At 70.2% G+C, this 21,300-nt stretch carries 17 protein-coding genes; 5 read left to right on the top strand and 12 right to left on the bottom strand.

Annotation, left to right across the window (positions count from 1 at the left end):
• Nucleotides 1-18 precede the first annotated feature (18 nt).
• Nucleotides 19-942: an EamA family transporter RarD gene (gene rarD / locus GH681_RS07330; protein ID WP_153160815.1), complete on the top strand. Its 924-nt coding sequence runs from the start codon at nucleotides 19-21 to the stop codon at nucleotides 940-942.
• On the opposite strand, the gene GH681_RS07325 is transcribed toward rarD, so the two are convergent.
• From GH681_RS07325 to GH681_RS07310, 4 genes are read right to left on the bottom strand one after another with little or no spacing between them, the layout of a single operon-like run.
• Nucleotides 903-4,319: a CHAT domain-containing protein gene (locus tag GH681_RS07325; RefSeq protein WP_153160814.1), complete on the bottom strand. Its 3,417-nt coding sequence runs from the start codon at nucleotides 4,317-4,319 to the stop codon at nucleotides 903-905. The two genes, rarD and GH681_RS07325, sit on opposite strands and share 40 nt — an antisense overlap.
• Before the next feature lie 6 nt (nucleotides 4,320-4,325).
• A complete protein-coding gene (locus GH681_RS07320) occupies nucleotides 4,326-5,453 on the bottom strand; it encodes a VWA domain-containing protein (protein ID WP_153160813.1) in 1,128 nt (375 codons plus the stop codon).
• On the bottom strand, nucleotides 5,450-6,388 hold the full coding sequence (locus GH681_RS07315) for a MoxR family ATPase (protein WP_194271164.1): 939 nt from the start codon (nucleotides 6,386-6,388) through the stop codon (nucleotides 5,450-5,452). The genes GH681_RS07320 and GH681_RS07315 overlap by 4 nt, the downstream gene beginning before the upstream one ends.
• 11 nt (nucleotides 6,389-6,399) lie before the next feature.
• Nucleotides 6,400-7,755, bottom strand: a complete 1,356-nt coding sequence (locus GH681_RS07310) for a DUF4062 domain-containing protein (RefSeq protein WP_153160811.1) — start codon at nucleotides 7,753-7,755, stop codon at nucleotides 6,400-6,402.
• A gap of 112 nt (nucleotides 7,756-7,867) precedes the next feature.
• Here GH681_RS07310 and GH681_RS07305 point away from each other — a divergent pair, with 112 nt between their 5' ends.
• The 3 genes from GH681_RS07305 to GH681_RS07295 all read left to right on the top strand — a co-directional run bounded on the left by GH681_RS07305 (nucleotide 7,868) and on the right by GH681_RS07295 (nucleotide 9,981).
• Nucleotides 7,868-8,764: an ROK family protein gene (locus GH681_RS07305; RefSeq protein ID WP_153160810.1), complete on the top strand. Its 897-nt coding sequence runs from the start codon at nucleotides 7,868-7,870 to the stop codon at nucleotides 8,762-8,764.
• Between the two features lie 62 nt (nucleotides 8,765-8,826).
• On the top strand, nucleotides 8,827-9,492 hold the full coding sequence (locus GH681_RS07300) for an MOSC domain-containing protein (RefSeq protein ID WP_153160809.1): 666 nt from the start codon (nucleotides 8,827-8,829) through the stop codon (nucleotides 9,490-9,492).
• A gap of 48 nt (nucleotides 9,493-9,540) precedes the next feature.
• Nucleotides 9,541-9,981, top strand: a complete 441-nt coding sequence (locus GH681_RS07295; protein ID WP_153160808.1) for a hypothetical protein — start codon at nucleotides 9,541-9,543, stop codon at nucleotides 9,979-9,981.
• On the opposite strand, the gene GH681_RS07290 is transcribed toward GH681_RS07295, so the two are convergent.
• From GH681_RS07290 to GH681_RS07280, 3 genes are all read right to left on the bottom strand, one after another.
• On the bottom strand, nucleotides 9,965-10,267 hold the full coding sequence (locus GH681_RS07290) for a hypothetical protein (RefSeq protein WP_153160807.1): 303 nt from the start codon (nucleotides 10,265-10,267) through the stop codon (nucleotides 9,965-9,967). The genes GH681_RS07295 and GH681_RS07290 overlap by 17 nt on opposite strands.
• A 147-nt stretch (nucleotides 10,268-10,414) precedes the next feature.
• Nucleotides 10,415-12,340: an ATP-binding protein gene (locus tag GH681_RS07285; RefSeq protein WP_153160806.1), complete on the bottom strand. Its 1,926-nt coding sequence runs from the start codon at nucleotides 12,338-12,340 to the stop codon at nucleotides 10,415-10,417.
• Nucleotides 12,337-13,647: an HD-GYP domain-containing protein gene (locus tag GH681_RS07280; RefSeq protein WP_228111809.1), complete on the bottom strand. Its 1,311-nt coding sequence runs from the start codon at nucleotides 13,645-13,647 to the stop codon at nucleotides 12,337-12,339. Before GH681_RS07280 ends, GH681_RS07285 begins: the two co-directional genes overlap by 4 nt.
• A gap of 97 nt (nucleotides 13,648-13,744) precedes the next feature.
• Between GH681_RS07280 and GH681_RS07275 the strand changes: the two genes are divergently transcribed.
• On the top strand, nucleotides 13,745-14,494 hold the full coding sequence (locus GH681_RS07275) for a sulfite exporter TauE/SafE family protein (RefSeq protein ID WP_153160805.1): 750 nt from the start codon (nucleotides 13,745-13,747) through the stop codon (nucleotides 14,492-14,494).
• Here GH681_RS07275 and GH681_RS07270 read toward each other — a convergent pair.
• From GH681_RS07270 to GH681_RS07250, 5 genes are all read right to left on the bottom strand, one after another.
• Complete coding sequence (locus GH681_RS07270; protein ID WP_194271163.1) at nucleotides 14,425-17,658, bottom strand: CHASE domain-containing protein; 3,234 nt, start codon at nucleotides 17,656-17,658, stop codon at nucleotides 14,425-14,427. The two genes, GH681_RS07275 and GH681_RS07270, sit on opposite strands and share 70 nt — an antisense overlap.
• A 174-nt stretch (nucleotides 17,659-17,832) precedes the next feature.
• The gene (gene ruvC, locus GH681_RS07265) at nucleotides 17,833-18,387 is read right to left on the bottom strand and encodes a crossover junction endodeoxyribonuclease RuvC (RefSeq protein ID WP_153160803.1); all 555 of its coding nucleotides are present in this window, start codon (nucleotides 18,385-18,387) and stop codon (nucleotides 17,833-17,835) included.
• Nucleotides 18,384-19,241, bottom strand: a complete 858-nt coding sequence (locus GH681_RS07260; protein WP_153160802.1) for a DMT family transporter — start codon at nucleotides 19,239-19,241, stop codon at nucleotides 18,384-18,386. Before GH681_RS07260 ends, ruvC begins: the two co-directional genes overlap by 4 nt.
• A gap of 54 nt (nucleotides 19,242-19,295) precedes the next feature.
• Entirely contained in the window at nucleotides 19,296-19,529 is a 234-nt protein-coding gene (locus tag GH681_RS07255; RefSeq protein WP_153160801.1) for a hypothetical protein, read from the bottom strand.
• Between the two features lie 43 nt (nucleotides 19,530-19,572).
• Nucleotides 19,573-21,273, bottom strand: coding sequence for a mechanosensitive ion channel family protein (locus GH681_RS07250; RefSeq protein WP_153160800.1), 1,701 nt, complete (start codon nucleotides 21,271-21,273; stop codon nucleotides 19,573-19,575).
• Between the last annotated feature and the right edge of the window lie 27 nt (nucleotides 21,274-21,300).

The following is a 21,300-nucleotide window of genomic DNA, read 5'->3' as shown; positions in this document are numbered from 1 at the left end:
CTCCGTAAATCCCCGATCGTGGAAAAAGGCAGAACCCTCGCCGGCATCGGCTTTGGCCTCGGTGCCTACGGCATCTGGGGTTTCTTCCCGCTGTTCTTCCGGCAGCTGGGCCACGTGAGCCCGGCCGACGTGCTGTGCAACCGCGCCCTGTGGGCGTGCCTGTTCGTGAGCCTCATCATCACCGCCAACCGGGGCTGGGCGCGCCTCGGCGCGGCGGCCCGGCATCCCGGCGCGGTGCCGCGGCTGGCGCTGGCTGCGCTGCTGGTGGGCTCCAACTGGCTGGGCTTTCTGTGGGCGGTGGACCAGCGCCTGGTGATCGCCGCGAGCCTGGGCTATTTCCTCACCCCGCTCGTCAATGTGATGCTGGGCATGCTGGTGCTCAAGGAGCGCCTCAACCCCAAGGAGTGGCTGGCCGTGGGGCTGGCGGTGGCGGCGGTGGGCAACGAGTTTGCCGCGCTGGGCAGCCTGCCGTGGGTGTCGCTGTTCCTGGGGGGCACCTTCGGGCTTTACGGGCTGGTGAGAAAGCAGGTGCCGGTGGATGCGATCTCCGGCCTGTGGCTCGAAACCCTCACCATGCTGCCGCTGGTGGGGCTGTACGCCCTGTGGCAGGGCGCCCGCGGGCACGGGGTGGTCACCGGCCACGACGGCACCACGTTGTTCCTGCTGGCCATGTCGGGGGTGCTGACGGCGCTGCCGCTGATGCTGTTTGCGGCGGCCACCCAGCGCCTCAACCTCGCCACCGTGGGCATGCTCATGTACATCAACCCGACGATGCAGCTGGTCACCGCGGTGTGGCTGTTCGGCGAGGATCTGCCGCCGGCCCGGCTCGCCACCTTCGCGCTGATCTGGATCGGGCTGGTGTTCTACAGCTGGAGCGGCTGGCAGAAGTACCGGGCGGCGGGTCAGGCGGCTTCGGACGCGGGCGGCGGCAGCAGCCGGTAGTCCGGGTCGCCCCAGGCCTGGTACGCGGCCCAGGTGGTGGCTTGCGGCGCGGTCCGGAAGGTCGCCTGCCGGGCGGCGGCCACAGCATCCTCGAAGCGCTGGCCTTCGGACAGGGCGGCGAAGAAGGTTTCGGAGAACTCGGCCGCGCCATCGTCATCCACCACCCAGCCGGGGGCCACCACCGCCTGCACCCCGGCCTTCAGGAGCGCCAGCACCATGTTTTCCGATGGGCCGTCGTCGCCCCCAAGTGCCGCGCGGCCCACGTGGCAGCCGTTGAGGAAGACCAGTTCCGGCATCGTGCGCATCTGTTTCAGCTCCAGCGCGGTGAGGAACACCCCGTCGCTGAGCACGAAGCCGCTTACCCGATGCCCGTCGGGCAGGAGGTGCCGATAGACCGCGTTGCCGCTGATGAGCAGGACGCGGTAATCCCGGCCAAACAGCCGGCTCATCACCGTGGAGGCGCTCTCTTCGGTGCCCACGCTCACCTCCAGGCCGGCTGCGGTCAGCGATCGGGCCACCCCGGCCAGTTCCTGCTCCACACCCAGCAGGGTTGGCTGGCCGTCTTCGTGGATGGGGAAGGTGCCGACGATGAGCGGATTGCCGATCAGCAGCGCCCGGGCGCTGAGCGTGCGGCGTGGCTGCGGCATGCGCAGGCCGTCCAGACGGCGCAACACGTTGCGCGGGCCCAGGTGGGCGAAGGGGTCGTCCGGGTGGTGGAAGATCAGCTCCCACGGCAGCGCGGCGGAGCCGGGGCCGAGGGTGAGACGGTAGCGGGCGGGCGCGCCCAGGGCGATGAACTCCCGGGGTAGCAGCAGCTGGCGGAGCGCCTGCGCGGCGTCGGGGAGCAGATACATGCCGGCGAGGAGTTCGTCTACCAGCTTGACCACCAACGTCTGCTGGAAGTGTACGGTGGCCTCGATGCGCTCGCCGTCGATCAGCAGGACGAATTGCAGCCCACCCTCGCCCCGTTGGCGGATGGTGAGCTCCCAGGTGGCGGTGGTGGCTGCCGCCGCTTCTTCCGATTCAGCCACCTCCTCTGCTTCAGCCCCTTCGGCGGGCGCGGCGCTCAGCGAGATGGCTTCGGCGATGCGCTGGGCGGTCTCGGTGATGGCGGCCGGGCGCTCGGCCTCGGACACGGTGGCCAGCCACCGGACGTAGCCACTGTCATCGGTGTTCGCCGCCCAGCTTTCGAGAAGTGTGGCGGGCTCCTTGATCGGATCGACGAGTACCGGGAACAGGCGCTTGCCCTGCTGCTTCGCCCGCTCGATCTCGGCCAGCGGATTGGGCCGGCCGGCGGTGAGGGTACCGGCCACGGCCACCAGCGCGTCGGCCTCGTCGAGCATCGCGGTGAGCCTTTCCTGCCAGTTGTCGCCGGCCTTGAGGTCCATGTCCCAGGCCACGTCGATGCCCTCGGCCTGCAGGGCCCGGGCGAGGGGGGCGGCGTACTGGCGGTATTCGTGGACGTAGGAGATGAACACCCGGGGCCGAGACTGGGGTGGGGCGGGATCTTCGGCGAGGGTTTCCGGCTCGGGCGCTGCCGGGCGACGCACGGGTGGGCGCAGGTTGGGGAGGGTGAGGTAAACCGGGCTGTCCACGGCAGGGTTGGCCATGGCTTCCTTGAGCCAGCGGGTGATTTCGACCTGCAGGCGCCGGGCTTCTGTGCTGTCCCTCTGGTTGACGCCATCCTTGTAACGCAGGATGCGCAGCGAGGCGAGTTCCGGCGGGATGCGGTAGCCCTCTTCGGCGAGGAGCAGGGTGCGGCCCGGCCGCAGGCCGTGGCGCAGGCCGAGCTGGAGCAGCACGTCGGGCAGGCCGAGGGAGAGGTCGACGATGGCGACGGGCGCCCGCAGGAGGAGGTCGAGCGCTTCGCTGGGCAGGCCGGCGGAGGTGATGTCCGGTCGGGTGCATTCGAAGCCGACCGCCGTCACCGCTGCGGCAATCACCGCGTACGACTGGTCCAGATCAAGGCTGCGGCCGGTGACGGGATCGGTCCTGAAGCCGAAGCCCTGGATCACCGGGCAGACGGAGGTGAGGTCGCCCGGCGACGTGGCGTAGGGTGGCGTCTGGTCGGCCATCTCCCCGTCGGCTGCAAGTGACGGCGGGGCCGCCATGCTTGTCGGAGGCTCAGCTAACGCCCCGTGAATCGGATTGTGGCCGACAGGGGGCTGCGACGCCTCGGTGGCGGTGAGCTGCGTGCCCAGTGCAGCTTTGCCCCAGCTTTCCGGATTCTCCGAGGCTGAATAGCGGATCACGCTGCCGAACAGCGCCGGTGGCTGCCACTTAGACGCCTGCGCTTCGGCGATGAGCGACACCTTGTGGGCCCCCAGCGCGAAGCACACACCCGCCAGATAGCGCATTGCGACATCCCCGGTGCTCAGGTCGCAGATCACCACGTCGGCGCTCAGGATGTTGCGGAGCAGGGCGGGCCATTGCTCGTTGGCGCTGACGACGAGGGCGAGGAGGTCGGTGCGGTGGCAGTCAAGGCCAGCGTCGGCGGCTGTCTCGCGGATCACCCGATAGGCGGCATCCAGGTCCACGATGCGGCCGTTGTCGGGGTCGGTCCAGGTGCCGACGGGCTGGATCACCAGACACGTCCGCCGTGGTTTGCCGCTGGAGGCCAGATCGCCCGCCCTTGCCCCGGTGGCCCGGTAATCCGCCAGCACCGCCTCCGGCGCCTTCAGCACGATGTCGCCCACCCGGATCTCGTCGCTGCCCAGGGCGCCCAGCAGGCGTTCGGCTTCGGCGTCGTTGCCGCCGGCGAGGGCGTCGAGGCCGCGGGCGTAGGCGAGGAGCTCGGGCTGGCCGGCGAGGGGGAGCTCGATGGCGGACGCGAGGCCGCCCAGGCGCAGGGCCACGGTGCTGCCGTCGGCGTGGGTCTGGCGCAGGGCGTCGGCGAAGGCGTGGGCGGCGCTGGCGGGTTCGAGGAAGGCCAGGGCGACCCAGCGCTGGATGTCGAGGAATTCGGCCAGCTGCGGGTCGGCGGCGCGGCTGGCCTGGTGTTCGCGGGCTTCCACGTAGCGCCACAGCAGCTCGGCGATGCGCCGGATGCGCGGGCGCGGGTCGTGGCGGTAGAGGGAGCGCAGCATCACCAGGCAGTGCCAGCGCACCTGGGCGTCGATGCGGTAGTAGCCGCCGCCCAGGGCGGTGGCGAGGGGCGAGAACAGTACGTCGGCCTCGAGGCTGGGGTCGGGCCCGTGGGCGGCGAGGAAGTTCACCCGGATCAGGTTGAGGAGATCCGGCCGCAGGGTTTCGGGCACCGCGGCGTGCATCAGCAGGAGCAGCGGGTCGCGGCCGTAGTCGGCGGCGTATTGCTCCAGCGCCGCGTAGGCTTCGTGGACTTCCAGCGGGCGTTGGCCGAGGGCGGCGGGATAGGGCATGGCGGTCTATTTGTTGCCGCGCAGGATGTCGATGGCGCGCAGCAGGTGCGGCGCGTCCACCGGCAGCATGGGCACCGGGCCGTCGGCGATGAGGCCGGCGGTGGTGCCGGCCCAGCGCCGTTTGGGCATGGGGTTGAGCCACACCGTGGCGGGGAAGTGGCGCCGGGCTTCGTTGAGGAAATCGGCCGTCTGCAGGGCGCGACGGCGGTTGAGGGCGCCCCGGGCGCTGCCGGCGTCGCTCACCACCAGCAGCGCGGCGCCGGCGTGGCGGCGCAGCACGTCGTCCCGGGTTTCGGGCTCGGTCAGGCCGGGCGTGGCGTAAAGCTGTCGGCGCGGCTGGTTGCTGAAGTAGCGCACCTCGGCCCGGGCCAGCCGCCCGAGGGGCAGGGATTCGGCGAGGGTGGCGAGGAAGGGGCGCCATGGGTCCATGCTCGGGCTGGCGTCGGCGAGGATCAGCAGCCGGGCGCTGTTGCTGCGGTGGGGGCGGCACACCGGGCGGCACAGTAGGCCGCGGCGGCAGCGTTCGCGCAGGGTGGCGGCGAGGTCCATCTCGGTGCGTGGGCCGTGGCGGGTGCTGCGCCGGTAGCGCCGCCACAGCACGGCCATGTCCCGCGGGCTGACGAGGGGCTGGGGGGTGAGGACGTAGTCCTCGTCGATGGCCGGGGCGCTGGCGAGGCGCGGGATGGGTAGGCCGCTGCCTTCCCGGGCGGCGGCGAAGGAGACCCGGGCGCGCTCGGCCTGGGTGGCGGTGGCTTCGGGGGAGAGGCTGGTTGCAGGGGCGGGTGTGGTGCCAGCGCCGGGCTGGGCCGTGGGCCGGGCGGTTGGCGCGGTGGGCGCTCCGGTGGGTTCGGAAGCGGTGGTGTCTAGGCGGTCGAGCTGGTCGTCGATGGTGGCGGCGAGGGCGTCGTCGGGCGCGGGCAGCACGTCGAACCAGCGGTTGATGACGCGGCGCTCCTCGTCGCTGCGGCTCCACAGGGCGATGGCGAGGTCGCGCAGGGCGGCGCGGCTATCCTGGCCGAAGCCCAGGCGCAGGGCCTCGATGCCGTCCAGGTAGTCGCGTATGCCCACCGGCACGCCATTGGCCTTGAGCTCACGGAACAGCCCCAGCAGCAGGGGCGGCAGGGGGTGGGTCACCGCCCGGCCTCGGCGTCGGTGCGGGCGCGGTAGCGTTCGATGTCCTGGCGGATCTTGAACAGCACGGCCTGATCCACCGCGTCGAGGGCGTCCACCGACATGGCCTCGGCCTTGCGGCCCTGCCAGTGGAGCACGCGCACCCAGTCGACGAGCTCGGAGGTGGCGGGGAGCTTCTGCATGCCCAACTCGCGGCCGCGCTCGCGGATGCGGCACAGGCGCTCCACGGCGCCGGTGATGAGTTCGTCGCTGATCGTCTCGGCCCGGGCGGCGAGGTTCTTGCGCACGATTTCGGCCAGCATGGCCGGATCATTGGCGGGGAAATCCAGCTGCACGTACAGGCAGCGGCGCAGGAAGGGCTCGGGGAGCTGCTTCTCGCGGTTGCTGGTGATGAGCACGATGGGGCGAACGCCGCCCTCGGGGCCGGCCACGTGGCGGCCGTGGCCCCGCGCCGCGCGGCAGGCGTCGTCCTCGGTGCGGGGCAGGTCTTCGATGTCGAACTCGAAGCGGTCGAGCACGTCGAGGAGATCGTTGGGGAAATCGATGTCGGCCTTGTCCACCTCGTCGATGAGCACCACCTGGGGCTGGCCTTCGCGGATGGCGTGGCCGAGGGGCTCCAGCTCGATGTAGGGGAAGACCTGGCGGGCGCTGGTGTTGGCCGGGTCCTGGGCGTCCTGAAGGCGGCGCAGGGCGTCGAAGCGGTAGAGCAGATCCTTGGCCTGGCTGGTGCTCTTGACGGTCATCACCGTGAGCCCGACGCCCAGCTCTTCGGCGATGGCGCTGGCGAGGCGGGTCTTGCCGCAGCCGGCTTCGCCTTCGACCAGCAGCGGCCGGCCCAGGCGGATGGCCAGGTTGACGATGGTGGCGGTGTGGGGCGCGGCCACGTAGTGGGCAGAGCGCTTGCCGGTGAAGTCGGCGTAGGCGGGGGTGTCGGGCACGGTGATGGTCCTCAGCGGGCGCGGCTCCAGAAGCCGTGCAGGTTCAGGCGGTTATAGACGTCGGGCGGGTTGCCGTCGGGGGTGGTGGCGTAGGTGGCGATTGCGTCGCGCTCGTCTTCGTCCAGGCGGACCCCGGCGCTCTTGCGGATGTCGCTGAGCCAGTTGCGCACCTGGCCGGCCGTCAGGCGGGTGAGGGGCGGAAGGGCGAGGATCTGGCGGTAGTCCACGTCGTCGGCGTCCAGATCGAGGGTGCGGAAGCCGGCGGGCGGCGGGTCGGCGAGGGGGGCGTGGTCGGCCATGAAGCAGTACAGCCGGCCCCGTCCGCCGGGCTGGCGGGTGGCCAGGGCGGTGTGCAGGGGCTGCCAGAAGCGCTGCTGGAACAGGGCCAGGCGGTTGGCCTCGCGTCCGGCGGTGCGCAGGATGAGCACCACCGAGCGGCTGGCCAGCCGGGTCGCCAGCAGGCCGGCCAGGGCGTCGATGGTCGGCTCGCCCAGCAGGGGTTCGCCCAGCTGGCTGCAGGTCCAGCAGATGAGGGATTCGGCGCTGTCGGGTTCGTCGGCCTGGCCGCAGCGGATGTCCATGCCTTCCCACTCGTCGTGCCATTCGCGCAGGAACTCGATGAACTCCAGCTGGCCGTGGTTCTCGGGGCCGTGGACGAGGAAGGCGGCGGCCCGCTCGCTGCGGCGGTCGCGCAGGGCGTTGAGTGCGTCCTGGAGGGCGGCGATCTGGGGCTTGCGGCCGATCCGCCCGAGTTCTCCTCGGTCGATGTCGCCCGAAGCCTGGTAGCGCCCGTGACGGGCCTTGCGCAGAACCTTGAGATCCCAGTTGGTGATGCAGAAGGCGGCGCGGGCCTCCAGTTGCCGCTGGTCGTCGTAGAAAACCTGGATGCGCCCGTTGGAGGCCCATTGGTCAACGCTGGCGAGAAAGGCGCGCTGAGCCGCCCGGTCGGCCTCGGCCTCGGCGGGGGGCTGCTTGTCGTGGAAGCGGGCGGCCTGCTCGCGCAGGTGCTGCTCGGCCTCGGTGCCGGGGCGCGGGCGGAGCACGAAGATCGGCGCCTCGCCCTCGCGCCAGCGGTCCACCGCCCAGCGGAACTCCAGCTCGGTGATGGAGCTGCGCTGCAGCGGCGGCGTCCAGCCGTAGCGGAAGCCGAACAGCCCCATGTAGGCGTCGCACTCGTCCACCTTGCGCTTGCACACCGGCTCGACGAAGTTGCCGCCTTCGGCCCAGTTCTCCTGAAGGAAGACCTTGGCGTGCTCGATGTTGTCGTGGATGAAATCCCGCACGGCCTCGCGGTATGTCCGGCAGTCCTGGGCGGTGGCGCTCAGGAAGATCTGCCGGATTTCCGGGATGTCGGCTTCGTGGGGCATGGCGCGGTGGGCGGTGGAGGTGGTTTGTCGTCGCCCTCAAGAATATGCCAGCCCGCGCGCCAGCGCACGGGGCTATATCATCCGCCCATCCTTTCTTCCGGACAGCGGCACCATGCGCATCGGCATCGACCTCGGCGGCACCAAGATCGAAATCATCGCCCTCGGCGACGGCGGCGAGGTGCTCGCCCGGCGGCGGGTGGCGACGCCCCAGGGCGACTATCCGGCGACCCTCGCGGCGGTGGCCGGGCTGGTGGCGGCGGTCGAGGACGAGCTGGGCCAGCGCGGCAGCGTGGGCGTGGGCATGCCGGGGGCGCTGTCGCGGCGCACCGGGCTGGTCAAGAACGCCAATTCCACCTGCCTGATCGGCAAGCCCCTGCAGGGCGATCTGGAAAACCTGCTGGGCCGGCCGGTGCGCCTCGCCAACGACGCCAACTGCTTTGCCCTCTCCGAGGCGGCGGACGGTGCGGCGGCGGGGGCCGACGTGGTGTTCGGGGTCATCATCGGCACTGGCGTGGGCGGCGGCATCGTGGTGGGCGGGCGGGTGCTGGAAGGCCCCAACGCCATCGCCGGCGAGTGGGGCCACAACCCGCTGCCCCTGCCGGCGGGGGGCGATCTGCCGCTGCCGGCCTGTTACTGCGGCCGCGCGGGCTGTGTGGAAACCTACCTTTCCGGCCCCGGTCTGGCGGCGGATCATCTGCGCATGGCGGGGGCGGCGCTGTCGCCCGCCGAGATCGTCGCCGCTACGGCGGCAGGCGAGGCAGACTGCGCGGCGACCCTGGCACGCTACGCCGACCGCCTTGCGCGGGCGTTGGCGGGGGTCATCAACCTGCTCGACCCCGACGTGATCGTGCTCGGCGGCGGGCTTTCGAACATTGATGCACTTTATGACGAAGTGCCCCATCGATGGCTGCCCCACGTGTTTTCGGATGCGGTGTCGACCCGTCTGGTGCGGGCGGCGCATGGCGATTCTTCCGGCGTGAGAGGCGCGGCCTGGCTCTGGCCGGCTTGACAGGCGGGCGATCGGGCGCACAATGGGGGACGTTTGATTTTGTGGCCAGATATTTCAGCGAGATGAATGCGCCGATAAGAGCAGTTTATGTCGGAACCCTCCGCGCCCTGCCGCCCGAAGGGCAGCAGACCGGCATCTTCAAGTCGCCGGTAGGCGGCCCGGTTGCGGTCGGCACGAGCGGCCTCGCCGGTGACATCCAGGGCGACCGCCGCGTCCATGGCGGCCCCGAGAAGGCGGTGCATTACTACCCGGCCGAGCACTACCCCCTGCTGGCGGCGCGGGTGCCGGCCATCGCGGCGAGCCTCGTGCCCGGCGTGCTGGGCGAGAATCTCTCGGGGATTGGCCTTACCGAGGCGACGGTGTGCATCGGCGACATATACGCCGCCGGCACCTGCCGCCTGCAGGTGAGCCAGCCGCGTCAGCCGTGCTGGAAGATCAGCCACCGCCTCGAACACGACCCCATGTCGCGGCTGATCGCCGACCTGGGCTGTACCGGCTGGTATTTCCGGGTGGTGCAGGAAGGCACGATCCGCGCCGGCGATGTGCTCGAACTGGTCGAGCGACCGGCGCCGGGCCTGACCCTCGCCCGCCTGTGGGCGGCCCACACCGCCCATCGCCCCGACGCCGCCGAGCTCACCCGCCTGTCCGAGGCGGCGGGGCTCAATGCCGACTGGGCCCGCCGGCTGCGCGAGCGCGCGGCTTGGCTGCTTGACTCTCCCGGCCGCTAGGCTACAAAAAGAATTCGGTCCGCCCGACCTCTCCACGAGATCCCGATCATGCTGCCAACGTCCCCTTTGCCGATTTCCCCCGCCGCCTGTTCGCTACCCGTCGCCGAGCTGTTCGGGCGCGTGTGGCTGGCCCAGGTCGATCTGGCCCAGCGCATGCAGTTCCTGGCTTTCCGCCTGTCCATCGGGCTGCTCGAAAGCCACGCACGCAAGCATATCCAGCGGGTGGACGAAACCTTCTACGCGGCCGATCTGGCGGAGGTCGAGGAGCGTACCGTGCTGCTGATGGAGGCCGGCAGCGAAGGCGTGGTGACGATCATGCGCACCTACATCGAGGAGCTCACCCAGGCGCAGATCTGCTGTGTGGCGGCGAGCTTCCGCCCGGTCATGCCGGAGGAGGCGGCAGCGCAGCTGCTGGCCTTCACACCGCCCACGCACGTGCCGGCGGCTGGCCGGGTGCGGCGTCGGGCGCGCATCAACGCAGGGGAATGACCACCGGCGGCAGGCCGATGGTGATGGCGGGCGCGCTCGGGTAGGCATAGACGGGCGCGGGCCGATAGACGACCGGCCGTTCGATGACCATCGGCGGCGGCGCCATATAGACCGGCGCCGGCGCATAGGCGTAGCCGCCCCGGTAATCGTGGTAATGACGCAGGTGATGGTGGTGGCGTTCGCCCCAACCCCGGCCCCGGTCGCCATGGGCGCTGGCGGGCAGCGCCATGCCGAAGGCCAGGCTGCCGAGCACGGCGGCGGCGATCATCTGACGGGTGTTGCGCATCTGGCTTCTCCTCGGGTCCCGGGCGAGTTACCCGGCTGAGCCAAGAATAGCCGGCGCGGGGCGGCGCCCCGGCGGGGATTTGTAAGTGAATCTGTGGCTTGGCGGCGGCTATTCCCCGTCGCCACCGGGCGCGGGGCGGGAGAAAGCTTACATTTTGTCGCCGTCGCGGCGCTGTTCCAGCTGACGCATCGCCACCATCCGCTGGCGCCAGCCTTCGATGGCCGCGGCCAGGGCGACCTGGCTGATCGGCTTGGGCAGGTAGTCGTCCATGCCGGCAGCGAGGGCGGCGTCCCGCTCCTCGGTCATCGCGTCGGCGCTCACCCCGATGATGTAGGTGGTGGTGCCTCTTTCCCGCAGCGCCTGGGTGGCGGTAAGGCCGTCCATCCGCGGCATGCGGGCATCCATGAAGATGAGGTCGAAGCTGCGCTCGGCACAGCGGGTGAGGGCGTCCTCGCCGTTGGCGGCGAAGGTGATGTCCTGGGCGCCGAAGTGTTCGAGCATCCGGGCGATCACGGTGCAGTTGATGGGGTTGTCTTCGGCCACCAGGATGCGCGTGCCCTGGCGCAGGATCGGCCGCGGTGCGCTGGCACTGCCGGCGATGGTCTCGTCGGCGCCCGCCTCGAGCCGGATGGTGAACCAGAAGCGCGAGCCGACGCCTTCCTCGGAGTCCACGCCGATCTCGCCGTCCATCAGGTCGCACAGCATGCGGCAGATGGACAGGCCGAGGCCGGTGCCGCCGTAGCGGCGGGTGGTGGACATGTCGGCCTGCTCGAACGGGGTGAAGATGTTGCGGCACTTGTCCGGGCCGATGCCGATGCCGGTGTCGGTGACGCTGACCTGCAGCTGGATGCGCCCGCCTTCGCGCTCGCCCACCGCCACCATCACGTCGATGCGCCCGCTGGCGGTGAACTTGAAGGCGTTGCTGACCAGATTGACGAGGATCTGGCGGACGCGGATCGGGTCGCCCAGCAGCACGTGGGGCACGTCGCTGGTGACCGCGGTGGCGAAGGTCAGGCCCTGTTCGACGGCCTTCGGGCGGAACAGCTTGTCCACGTCGCTGACCACCTGGCGCAGGTCGAAGCTGATCTTTTCGAGGTTGAGCTTGCGGGCCTCGATCTTCGAGTAGTCGAGGATGTCGTTGATGATCGACAGCAGGGCTTCGCTGCTCGACAGGATGGTGGTGATGTAGTCCCGCTGCTCGTCGCTCTGGGGCGTCATGCGCAGGAGCTGGGCCATCCCGATGATGCCGTTCATCGGGGTGCGGATCTCGTGGGACATCATCGCCAGGAAGTCGCTCTTGGCCTTGCTGGCGGAGGTGGCGGCGTCGCGGGCGGCGATCAGGGCCTGCTCGGCCTTGTGGCGTTCGGTGACGTCGGTGATGCAGAACACCCGGCCGATCACCTCGTCGTCGTGGCGGGCGGGGCGGGAGCTGGCCTCGAAGATCCGCCCGTCGCGCAGGGGCAGGGTGTCGAAGGTCTCGCTGAGATCCTGGCTGTGGGTGGTGAGCAGGGTGCGCAGGGCGGCCGGGTCTTCGACCGCGTGGATCAGGTGTTCGAGGATGGCCTGGTCGTCGTGGCGGGCCAGCAGCGCCTCGGGCAGCCCCCACAGGCCGGCGAGGCGGCGGTTCATGTTGGCGATGCGGCCGTTGCCGTCGAGCACCAGGATGCCGTCGGCGGTGGCTTCGAGGGTGGCCCGCAGGCGGGAGGTCATCTCGGCCAGTTCGTCCTCGGCGCGGCGCTGGGCGCCCACGTCGGTGGCGCACACCAGGATGCCCTCGGGCAGGCGGCGGACGGTCTTGCGGGCTTCGAGCAGGTTGCCGTCGGCACGCCGGTACAGGCCCTCCATGGTCTGCTCTTCGGTGATGCCGCCGGTGCGCACCTCTTCCCAGAAGAACACGTCGGAGAGCGCGCATTCGATCTCGGTGATGGGCAGGCCGGCCAGCGCCTCCACGGGCTGGCCGAGCAGGCGCGCGGTGGCCGGGCTGGCGGCGAGGATGGTGAGGCTGGCCGGGTCGACCAGCAGCAGGATCTCCCCTGCGGCGCCGAGCAGGATGTCCTGGTAGCGGCTGTTCATGGGTTGCGTCCCTGCCGGGAGTCGGCGTCGAAGTAGTAGGTCACGCGCTTGCGGGGGCTGAGGTATTCGTACACGTCGGGCGGCAGGTGGATCGGGCGCAGGGCCTTGGCGATGTTGATGTCGGGCTCCTGTTCGAGATCGAGCATGATCGCCTCGTCGCGGGGGATGTCCGGGTCGAACACGGTGACCCACGGGCGCAGGGGCTTGACCGGATTGACCGACGAGACCAGCGCCAGCGCGTCATTGGACAGGCGCACCACCGAGCCCGGCGGATACACGCCGAGGCTGCGGATCATCACCTGCAGGGCCTGGCCATCGAACTTGTTGCGGCGCTGGGCGAACATCATCGACAGGGCCTCGTGGGGCGTTAGGGCCTTGGCGAGGTCGCCCGGGTTGCACAGGTTGTCGTAGTAATTCACCAGCGCGACGAGGCGGGCCAGCGGGTCGATCTGGTCGCCCTTCAGGTGGCGCGGGTAGCCGCTGCCGTCGGCGAGTTCGTGGTGCTGGGCGATGATGCGCAGCACCGGCTCGGGCAGGCCGATCTGCTTGCCGAGGCGCACGCCGTATTCGCAGTGCAGCTCGCGCAGGTTGCGTTCGGGGGTGGTGAGTTCGTGCCGCGCCCGGGCGATCCGTTCGGGGATGTCGGCGAGGCCGATGTCGTGGAGCAGCGCCCCGACGCCCAGCAGTTGGCTCTGGCTGCGGGAGAAGCCGAGATCCTTGGCGAGCATCATCGACAGGATCGACACGTTGAGGCCGTGGAAATAGGCCTCCTCGCCGGCGGCGTGCTCGCCCATCACATGCAGCGCGGCCTCGGGCTGGTCGAGGAAGGCGACAACCATCTGGTTGACCAGCTCGTCCACCTCTTCGAGGCACTCCTTGGGGCGGGCGAAGAGGTTCTTGTTGATGTTGCGCATCACCCCGGCGGCCTTCACGAAGGCTTTTTCGACTTCGATGACCTGACGCTTGCGCTGGGCCAGGCGGGCGATCCGCTCGCGCTTGGCGGCGAGGGCCGCGCAGGTGGCGGGGTCTTCCTCGACCGGCGGCGGGGGCGGCGCGGCGGGGGCGGCCGGCGCCGTGCCGCGGGGCTGCACGTCGGAGCGTTCGGGGTCGTAGCGGAAACGGGTGACGCCCAGCTCGCGCAGGGTCTTCAGCTGGTCCGCCGAGCGGATCTTGAAGCTGTTGAAGCTGAACGGGTGGCTGAACCACGGCAGGTCGAGGTGGACGAACAGGCCGACGCACAACTGTTCGGGCGTGACGAGATGGTCCTGGGGAGGCTCGGGCGGCATGGTGCGGGCGGCGAGGGGCAATGCCCAATTTTCGGCGGTGGCGTCAGGAAGTTTAGTGCATCGGAAAAGCGTTGCGCAGTTTGTGGCATCGTTCACGCCCGTTCTCCGAAATGCGCCCATGCACCTCGATGCTACCGGCTGGATCGTCACCGCGATCGCCATCCTGCTTACCGGCATCTCCAAGTCCGGCCTTGGCGGCGCCCTGGGCGGGCTGGCAGTGCCTTTCATGTCCATGTGGATGTCGCCGCGGGACGCGGTGGCGGTGATGCTGCCGGTGCTGATCGCGATGGACCTCTTCGGCATCCGCGCCTGGCGGGGCAAGGCCGACTGGGCCGAGCTGCGCCTGCTGCTGCCGGCGTCGCTGGCGGGCATCGCGCTGGGCACGCTGGCCTTCGGGGTGATGTCGGACCGGATGGTGAAGGGCGCGGTGGGGCTGATTGCGGTGGTGTTTGCCGCGGACCGGCTGCTGCGCAAGCCGAAGGCCGAAGCCCACACGGCGCCGCTGCCGCGTCTGGCCCGGCTGTGTGGGGTGGGGGCGGGCTTCACCAGCACCCTGGCCCACGCGGGTGGGCCGCCGCTGATGATCTACCTGCTGACCCGCGGCCTGCCGCGGCAGGCCTTTGCGGCGACGTCGGTGTTCTTCTTTGCGGCGCTCAACCTGGCCAAGCTGCCGTTCTATCTGGGGCTGGACCTGTTCACCCGCGACACGCTGGTGATGTCGGCGATGCTGTTGCCGCTAGTGCCGGTGGGGGTGTGGACGGGGATGCGCCTGCTCCAGCGCATCCCGGAGCGGCCCTTCTATCTGCTGGCCACCGCAGCGCTGGGGCTGTCGGGGGTCAAGCTGCTGTGGGACGCCGTGGCCGGATAGGCGGCGGGGGCGGGGCCTTCGAGCCAGCGCAGCAGGGTGATGAAGAGCTGGTCCGGGTCGGCCGGCTTGGGGATGAAGTCGTTCATGCCGGCATCAAAGCAGGCCTTGCGGTCTTCGTCGAAGGTGTTGGCGGTCATCGCGACGATCGGCGCCCGGGCGCAGGGGCCGGGGCGGGCGCGGATGGTGCGCGTGGCCGTGAGGCCGTCCATGATCGGCATCTGGACGTCCATCAGGATCAGGTCGTAGGCGGTGTCGGTGGTCATCCGCACGGCTTCGGCGCCGTCGGGGGCGAGGTCGACCTGCAGGCCGAGCTCGTTGCGGAGCAGCTCGAGGCTGACTTCCTGGTTCACCCAGTCGTCTTCCACCAGCAGCAGGCGGCGGTGGCCGTGCTCGGCGCGCAGCCGGCGTTCGGCTTCGGCGGCGGTGAGCTCGACTGGCGCTGCGCCGCTGGCGTCGCCGGGCAGCACGCCGACCCGCAGGGTGATCCAGAAGGTGCTGCCGTGGCCCGGTTCGCTCGTCACGCCGATGTCGCCGCCCATCAGCCGGGTGAGGCGGCGGCAGATGGCGAGGCCCAGCCCGGTGCCGCCGAAGCGCCGGGTGACGGAGCCGTCGGCCTGCTCGAAGGGGTTGAAGATGCGTTCCTGGTCGGCCGCGGTGATGCCGATCCCGCTGTCCTGCACCTCGATGTGGAGCAGGGCGCCGCTGGCGTGCGCGTCGGTGAGGCGGGCGCGGATGACGATCATCCCGGTGCTGGTGAACTTCACCGCGTTGCCGACGACGTGGGCGAGCACCTGCTGGATGCGCAGCGGATCGCCGATCAGCGGGCGGCCGGCGAGGTCGGGGTCGATGTCGAGCTGCAGGCCGAGGCCCTTGCCTTCCAGGCTGGCGCCGAGCAGGTCGATGATCCGGTGGATGAGTTCGTCGATGGTGAAGCGGGTCTGCTCGATGGCGATCCGTTCGGCGTCGATGCGGGCAAGTTCGAGCACGTCGCCCAGCTGCTGGAGCAGGTGGGTGGCGGCGCTGGAGATCTTGTCGAGGCGGTCGTGCTGGGCGGGATCGGCGTTGTTGCGGTGGAGCAGGTGGGTGAGGCCGATGATCGCGTGCATCGGGGTACGCAGTTCGTGGCTCATGTTGGCGAGGAAGCTGCTCTTGGCCCGGTTGGCGGCTTCGGCGGCCTCCTTGGCCACCGAGAGGTCGGCGGTGCGGGCGGCGACGAGCTCCTCGAGGTAGTCGCGATGGCGGGTGAGTTCGGCCTCGGCGGCCTTGCGCTCGGAGATGTCGCGCACGCTGGCGTAGAGGTAGTCGGTGCCGTCGGCGCTGACCAGGCTGGCGACCACCGCCACCGTGATCTCGCTGCCGTCCTTGCAGCGGTGGATGGATTCGAAGACATCCGAACCGTTGGCCCACACCCGATTCCACAGGGCGCTCCAGCTGGCTTCGCTGATGTCCGGCGCGATCTCGGGCACGCGCAGGGTGAGCAGCGCCTCGGCCGGATAGCCGAGCAGCCGGCAGGCGGCGGGATTGACCCGCACGATGCGGGCGTCCGGCAGCACCCAGAAGGCGGCATCCGGCGACTTGTTGATGGAGATGGTGGCGAGGGCGAGCTCGCGGTTCTTGGCGGCGAGGTCGGCGGTCTGGCGGTCCACCTGGCGCTGGATGATCCAGTTGCGCCCGGTGAGGCTCATGAAGAGGGCCTGCAGCAGAGTGGTGAACAGCAGGCCGGCGACGCCCACGGCCCAGGCGTTGAGGGAGCGCTGGGATTCGAGGTAGCGCTCGTCGGCGCTCACCTTGAGCAGCCATTCCCGGTCGCCGAAGGCGAGCTTGTGCTCCCACTGGTGCTCCGGCTTGCCGCTGCTCACGGGGGATTCGCCGTTGTCGAGGCGGCGTACGCTGCCGATGGCGTAGGGGTCGGTGAGGGACACGTTGAGGCCGGTGGGCAGGGTGTCGCGCAGGGCGCGCTCGACCAGCTGCCCGACCTGGATGATGGCCACCGCAAAGCCCCGGAGCTGGGTGCTGCCGGGCTGCAGCACCGGCGCCAGGGTGAGCACCGCCACCTGGTTCTCCTGGACCAGCAGGATGGGGGCCGTGACGTAGATGCCGCTGCGCTGGCCGAGGGCCCGGTTGACCGCATCCCAGCGGATCGCCTCGGAGGCGATGTCGAAGCCGATGGCGCGCTGGTTGCTTGCCGCCGGGGCGATGAGGGTGACCGGCACGTAGGTGTCGCGCTTGCCGGCGCGCTGCAGGATGCCGTCGATGCTCCGCTCGGTGATCTGGAAATCGGCGCGGCCGAGCTGACGGCCCATGGCGGCCTCGAAAGCAGCCCGGTCGGCATCGCGCACGAAGGTGTTGAAGCTGAGGGCGTGGAGATCGGGGTTGTTCTGCAGGGGCGACCGGGTGAAGGCGTTGAAGCGGCTGTCGGTGAGGTCGGGCGTGACCTCGATGAAACTGCGCAGGGACTGCAGGACTTCCCGGTGGCTCAGCAGGCGGTCGCTGATGCGCTGGTGGATGCGCAGGCCGTCGTTCTGCAGGTGGTGTTCGACCTCGCTGCGCTCCCAGTTCGCGGCGGCGTGGAAGGCCGCGGTGGCCATCGCCAGGGTGGCCGCGACGGGGATCACCATGCGCCGCCGCCGGGCCTGCCAGAGGGGATCGTTGGTGAGCAGGAAGCACAGGGTGAGCGGAGTGAAGGTGAGCACCCCGAAGGCGTCGCCGGCAAACCAGTTCCACCACGCGAAGGGCAGCGCCGGCCGGCTGAGCACGCCGGTGAGGAACAGGCTGAGGATGCCGATGGTGGCCGACACCAGGCACGCCAGCGGGCCGCCCAGCAGCAGGAAGCGGAACACCGCGGTGGCGTTGTCGAGGGTGCGCCATTGGTCGCCCTGCCAGCGCTGGATCAGCGCCCGGCCCAGCCAGGCCTGGGCTGTTGCGCCGCTGGCGATGGCCATCGCGGCGATGGTGTCGGCGGTGCTCAGGGACGAATTGACATAAGCGAGCAGCAGGTGAAGCGCCATCGAACCGATCCACACCCCCGGCAGCGCCGGCACGCCCAGATAGAGCACCGCCGCCAGCGCCAGGCCGGCAGCGGGGAAGACGGGGCTGGCGTAGCCCCCCGCCACGGCCAGCCCAGTCGCCAGCCAGCCGAGGGCGATATACGCCAGGCTGATCAACAGGTTGTTCGTCAGGACGGAGGGGAAAGGCGAAGACGGAGGCATGGTCCGGATATGACGAGATCGAACTGTCGACGGCGCGCCAGCATGAAGGCTTTATACGCGATTACAAAAAACCCGCTGTGCATTACTGCCCACGGCGGCGCATGTTTCGCCACGGCGCGGCCGTGATGTTCAGCGGGTCAGCCGGCCGCCCCGTTTGCGGGTGCCCACGCCGGCCAGCGCGGCCAGACCGGTGCTGCCGTGGGCATGACAGATGGCGCAGGCCAGCGCGTCGGCGGCGTCTGGCGAGGGGCTCGCCTCGAGGGCCAGCAGACGCTCGACCATGTGGCACACCTGCTCCTTGGCGGCCTTGCCGTGGCCGACCACCGCCTGCTTGACCTGCAGCGCGGTGTATTCGGCCACCGGCAGGTCGTGGGATACCGCGCCGCAGATCGCCGCGCCCCGGGCCTGGCCCAGCAGCAGGGTGGATTGTGGATTGACGTTCACGAAGACGATCTCCACCGCCACCTGGTCGGGCTGGTAGGTGGTGATGACCTGGCGCACCCCGTCGAGGATCACCTTGAGGCGCTCGGGCAGGCTGCCTTCGCCGCTCTTGATGACGCCACTGGCCACGTAGCGCAGCTGGCTGCCGAGGGTGTCGATGACGCCGAAGCCGGTGTGGCGCAGGCCCGGGTCGATGCCCAGGATGCGTGTGGCGACGGTGGCCGAGGCAGCGGGTGCGCTCATTTGCGGGCCAGCCAGACGCCGAACACGGTGATGCCCATGCCCACCAGCGCGAGGCCGGTGAGGGTCTCGCCGAAGGCCGCCCAGGCGATGAGCGCGGTGGTGGGCGGGGTGAGGTAGAACAGGCTCGCCACATTGACCGCGCTGCCGCTGCGGATCAGCAGGTTGAGTAGGCTGATGGCGCCCACCGACAGCACCAGCACCAGCCACAGCAGCGCAAAGACGAACTGGCCGGACCAGTCGATCACCATGGTCTCGGTGCTGGCGGCAAACAGGCTGCTCACCACAAGGCAGGGCACGAACTGGATCACCGCGCCGGTGCGCAGGTCGAAGCTGGGGCAGAAGCGCTTCTGGTAGAGGGTGCCGGCGGTGATGCCGGCCAGTGCCAGCAGCGCCGGGACGAGCATCGCCTGCAGCCCGTTGCCACCGGCCACCGCCACCACCTTGCTCGACACCACCAGCCCGACGCCGCCAAAGCCCAGCACCAGCCCGGCCCACTGGCGCGGCAGCACGCGCTCGCCCAGCAACAGCCCGGCGCCGAGGGCGGTGAGGAGCGGCTGCAGCCCGACCACCAGCGAGGTGATCCCCGCCGGCAGGCCCTGGTGGATGGCCGAGAACACGCCGCCCAGGTAGAGCGCATGGACCAGCAGGCCGGTGATGCCGATGTGCAGCCACTGGCGGGGCGCTGCCGGCCACGGGGCGCGGGTGGCGAGGGCGACGAGGCCCATCAGCCCGATCACCAGCCCGTAGCGCACGCACAGGAAGGTGATGGGCTCGGCGTAGGGCAGGCCGTACTTGGCGCCGATGAAGCCGGTGCTCCACAGCAGGACGAACAGGAGGGGATAGAAGCGGGTCACGACGGATGGCGATGGGGGCGTGGGGCGGGCAGTGGGGCCCGCCGGGCGGGGCGGTCAGGCGCCCGGGTGCTTGGCGCGGTAGATGCGGGTGGAGGCGGAGACGATGATCTGGACGTCCTCGGGCGGAATGTCGGGGAGCTGGTCACGCACCACCCGGTAGGCCAGGTGCTCGAGGGTCTGGCCGTTCCAGGCGTTGGTCGGGTCGAAGAAGGGCTCGATGATGAGGTAGGCCTTGTCGACCAGTTCGCGCAGGGAGAGGTTCTTGCGACGTTCGGGGGTGATGCTCATGGCGTGGCTCCGGGGCAGACGACGATGGATGATAACCCGCGGCTCAGGCCGGGTCGGGCCTGCGCGCGGGCGGTGCATACCAGTTATCGGGCGCAACGCGTTTTTCTGTTGCCGGATCGGCGATGTAGTGGGGCGACATGATCTGCACGCCGTATTCGTTGAAGACATCCTGGATGTTGGCGTGGAGTCGCGACAGCAGCTGCGCCCGCGGCTCGGCGCCGACCGGCGTGGCGTGCACCACCAGGCAGTATTCGGGGTAGAAATCCGACAGGGCGGTCTGGAAGATGCGCGGGGCGGGGTCGGCGGAGATGCCGGGGGTGCGTCGGGCGGCTTCGATGAGCATCGCCTCGACCTGCCGCCAGGGGGTGTCGTAGCCGATGGTGACGGTGGTGTCGAGCATGAAGCCGCGCCCGCCCTGGGTGCGCGAATAGTTGCGGGTGGCGTTGCCGACGATCAGCGAGTTGGGCAGGGTGATCTCGGCGCCGCGGCCGGTGCGCAGGCGGGTGTTGAACAGGCTGATGGCGACGACGGTGCCTTCGTGGTCGCCGATGCGCACGTATTCGCCAGTGCGCAGGGTGCGCGAGTACATCAGAATGAGCCCGGCGGCGCCCTGGCCCACGATGCTCGACGCGCCCAGCGACACCATCAGGCCGATCAGCACCGACATGCCCTTGAAGGCCTCGGTCTGGGCGCCGGGCAGGTAGGGGTAGGCCATCACCAGCGCGAAGATCCAGATCAGGATGTTGGTGATCTTGCGGGTCGGCTCCACCGTGTCCTTGTCGAGCCAGCCGAGGCCGGTGTTGTTGCCGGCCGCGTGGTCGAACACCGGCTTGAGCAGACCCACCACCGCCCGGGCGACCAGGAACATCAGCAGCGCGATGAGCAGGTTGGGCAGGGTCTGCAGGATGCCGACCCCGAGCCTGCCCAGCACGCCCAGCAGGTAGTCGTCGAGGTTCTCGCCCCACGCCCGGGTGTACGGAAAGCGCGCCAGGATGCGGGCCAGCCAGGTGTAGGCGAGCAGGGCCGCAAGCAGCCAGAACAGCGCCCGCGAGAGCCAGCCCACGGCGGCGAGGATGCGGTCGCGGCGGATCAGCTCGGTGCCGCCCAGCTTGAGCCGCTCGGCCCGGGCGTCGATGGCGGCGGCGAGGCGTCGGGTGATCCACGCCTGCAGCCGGCCGAGCAGGTAGAGCAGGGTGATGAACACCAGCGTCGCTCCGGCCGATACCGCCAGCCCCTCGGCCAGGCTTCGGCTGTCGCGGCTCTCGCGGGATTCGGCGACCACGGTGCGCAGCACGGCGACGGTCTTGTCGGTGAGGGCGGCGAGGGTCTCGCCGGCGAGCTTGTCGGTGTCGTCGGGGGTGAGCACGAAGGCCAGCTGGCCGTCGATCAGGAGGATGTTGCCCACCGCGTTGGGCTGCACGACCACGTCGTCGCTGGTGGCCCGTTCGAGGATCGCGCTGATCGTCGCCTGCCCCCGCTCGGCCCGCTGACGGGGCGATGCGCCGAGGAACTTGGCGCGAAAGCGTACGATCGTGCGGTTCATCAGGATCAGGTCGGCCTCTTCGACCGCCGGGGCGTCGGCGGCCGGTGCCGGAGCAGGCGCGGGTGCGGCCGGCGGCGGCGTGGCCTGTCGGGCGGCCTGGGCGCCGGGGGCGAGGATCAGCATCAGCGCCGCGCAGATCGCCAGCACAAGGCGGATCAGGCTGCAGGAAAGCGGGTTGGGGCGCAGGAGGGCGGATGGCATGGCGGAGGCCTCGCTCGTGGGTCGGGT

Origin of the sequence: Zoogloea sp. 1C4 (assembly GCF_009469605.1) — a bacterium.
GTDB lineage: Bacteria > Pseudomonadota > Gammaproteobacteria > Burkholderiales > Rhodocyclaceae > Zoogloea > Zoogloea oryzae.
This window is presented reverse-complemented; position numbering and strand designations above follow the sequence as displayed.

What these genes read in the sequence shown, in the direction of transcription:
- GH681_RS07275 (WP_153160805.1), top strand. Translation starts at nt 13,745, where the DNA reads ATGCACCTCGATGCTACCGGCTGGATCGTCACCGCGATCGCCATCCTG.
- ruvC (WP_153160803.1), bottom strand. Translation starts at nt 18,387, where the DNA reads ATGAGCGCACCCGCTGCCTCGGCCACCGTCGCCACACGCATCCTGGGC.
- GH681_RS07310 (WP_153160811.1), bottom strand. Translation starts at nt 7,755, where the DNA reads ATGCCCCACGAAGCCGACATCCCGGAAATCCGGCAGATCTTCCTGAGC.
- GH681_RS07325 (WP_153160814.1), bottom strand. Translation starts at nt 4,319, where the DNA reads ATGCCCTATCCCGCCGCCCTCGGCCAACGCCCGCTGGAAGTCCACGAA.
- GH681_RS07300 (WP_153160809.1), top strand. Translation starts at nt 8,827, where the DNA reads ATGAATGCGCCGATAAGAGCAGTTTATGTCGGAACCCTCCGCGCCCTG.
- GH681_RS07295 (WP_153160808.1), top strand. Translation starts at nt 9,541, where the DNA reads ATGCTGCCAACGTCCCCTTTGCCGATTTCCCCCGCCGCCTGTTCGCTA.
- GH681_RS07250 (WP_153160800.1), bottom strand. Translation starts at nt 21,273, where the DNA reads ATGCCATCCGCCCTCCTGCGCCCCAACCCGCTTTCCTGCAGCCTGATC.
- GH681_RS07290 (WP_153160807.1), bottom strand. Translation starts at nt 10,267, where the DNA reads ATGCGCAACACCCGTCAGATGATCGCCGCCGCCGTGCTCGGCAGCCTG.
- GH681_RS07305 (WP_153160810.1), top strand. Translation starts at nt 7,868, where the DNA reads ATGCGCATCGGCATCGACCTCGGCGGCACCAAGATCGAAATCATCGCC.
- GH681_RS07285 (WP_153160806.1), bottom strand. Translation starts at nt 12,340, where the DNA reads ATGAACAGCCGCTACCAGGACATCCTGCTCGGCGCCGCAGGGGAGATC.
- GH681_RS07255 (WP_153160801.1), bottom strand. Translation starts at nt 19,529, where the DNA reads ATGAGCATCACCCCCGAACGTCGCAAGAACCTCTCCCTGCGCGAACTG.